Origin of the sequence: uncultured Veillonella sp., assembly GCF_905209685.1 — a bacterium.
Taxonomy (GTDB): domain Bacteria; phylum Bacillota; class Negativicutes; order Veillonellales; family Veillonellaceae; genus Veillonella.
Genome location: NZ_CAJLUB010000197.1, coordinates 1 through 1,603, shown reverse-complemented (window position 1 = coordinate 1,603; position 1,603 = coordinate 1). Strand labels below are relative to the sequence as shown.

The window sequence follows — 1,603 nt, the reverse complement described above, 5'->3', positions numbered from 1 at the left end:
ACAAACTTAGCATCTAAATTGCCCCAATGCATGGATTTAGGGAAGTTAAGACCTGTAATCAATTGTGGCAACATGTCAGTTACAATATCTTTTGCAGGTACGCCTGCTGTTTTAGTTTCAGCATAGATATAGCCGTCTTCTACAACGAGATCAGCTACATCAAGACCTTTACCACGAGCGAAACCGATAGCAGCTTTTGTAGCCTTACCGTCAGCATCATATGCGATAGATGCAGAAGGACCTTTATGACGTTCGCTGATTTCAGCAGATGTGTCAGCAAGACCTTTCACGATAAGAGCCAAACGACGTGGTGTGCCGTATGTTGCGATGCTTTCAAAAGGAAGATGGGCATCATTTAATTTTGTTTCAGCCAATTGTTTCAATTGACCTAAGATATTTGGCATAAAGCCGGCAGGAATTTCTTCTGCACCGATTTCAAATAATAAATCCTTTGCCATCTTATTTATCTCCTTTCAAAAGTGGGAAACCTAATTCTTCGCGTTTAGCGAGGTATTGTTGTGCACAAATACGAGCTAATGCACGTACGCGGCCAATGAAAGCAGTACGTTCGCTGATGGAAATAGCACCACGAGAATCGAGCAAGTTGAATGTGTGGGAACATTTCAATACATAATCGTAAGCTGGTAATACATAGCCAGCTGTACAAACGCGTTTTGCTTCTGCTTCGTACATATCAAACAATTTGAAAAGCATATCTGTATCTGCTAATTCAAAGTTATATACGGATTGTTCAACTTCGTTAGCATGCCAAACGTCACCGTATGTAACGTTCTCATTCCATTTAAGGTCATAAACATTTTCTACACCTTGAATGTACATAGCCAAACGTTCTAAACCGTATGTAATTTCTACGGAAACTGGTTTACAGTCGATGGAACCAACTTGTTGGAAATATGTGAATTGAGTTACTTCCATACCATCGAGCCATACTTCCCAGCCAAGGCCCCAAGCACCCAATGTTGGAGATTCCCAGTTATCCTCTACGAAACGGATATCGTGATCTTCAGCATGAATACCAAGAGTTGCTAAGGATTGTAAATATAATTCTTGGATATTATCTGGAGATGGTTTCACGATAACTTGGAATTGATGATGTTGGAACAAACGGTTAGGGTTATCACCATAACGACCGTCTGCTGGGCGACGAGAAGGCTCTACATAACATACAGCCCATGGTTCAGGACCAATAGCATGCAAGAATGTAGCAGGGTTCATTGTACCTGCACCCTTTTCGATGTCATATGGATTTTGAACGATACAACCTTGATCGCTCCAGAATTTTTGTAGATTTAAAATAATCTCTTGAAATGTCATTGCTGCCTCCACTTTACACAACCGACATAAAATCAACCATTTCGTTACAAACAAAAAAGTCCCTGTAACGAAAAACGTTACAGGGACGAGTATACCCGCGGTTCCACCCTATTTGGCTTGCGCCCTCTTTTTTCTATGTTGGCCTTTACTAACAGATACCTGCGTTCCTGCCAATGCTCTACAGCGCCTTCAACCAAATGTGAGCTTACACCATCCTCACTCGCTAGAGAGGTTTACTACTCTGCTTCATCGCATATATTATACACAA

Annotated in this window: 2 protein-coding genes; both read right to left on the bottom strand. The window is 41.3% G+C overall.

All coding sequences use genetic code 11. The annotated features are described in order from the left end of the window. A partial coding sequence (locus tag QZ055_RS09360) for a glycine--tRNA ligase subunit beta (protein WP_295826490.1) occupies positions 1-458 on the bottom strand: 458 nt, incomplete at its 3' end. Between the two features lies 1 nt (position 459). Further along, positions 460-1,335 carry a glycine--tRNA ligase subunit alpha gene (gene glyQ, locus QZ055_RS09355; RefSeq protein WP_295826488.1) on the bottom strand — a complete coding sequence of 292 codons (876 nt, stop codon included), beginning with the start codon at positions 1,333-1,335 and terminating at the stop codon, positions 460-462. Between the last annotated feature and the right edge of the window lie 268 nt (positions 1,336-1,603).

Excerpts from the sequence above, each read along its gene's own strand:
- glyQ (WP_295826488.1), bottom strand. The coding sequence starts at position 1,335 with ATGACATTTCAAGAGATTATTTTAAATCTACAAAAATTCTGGAGCGAT.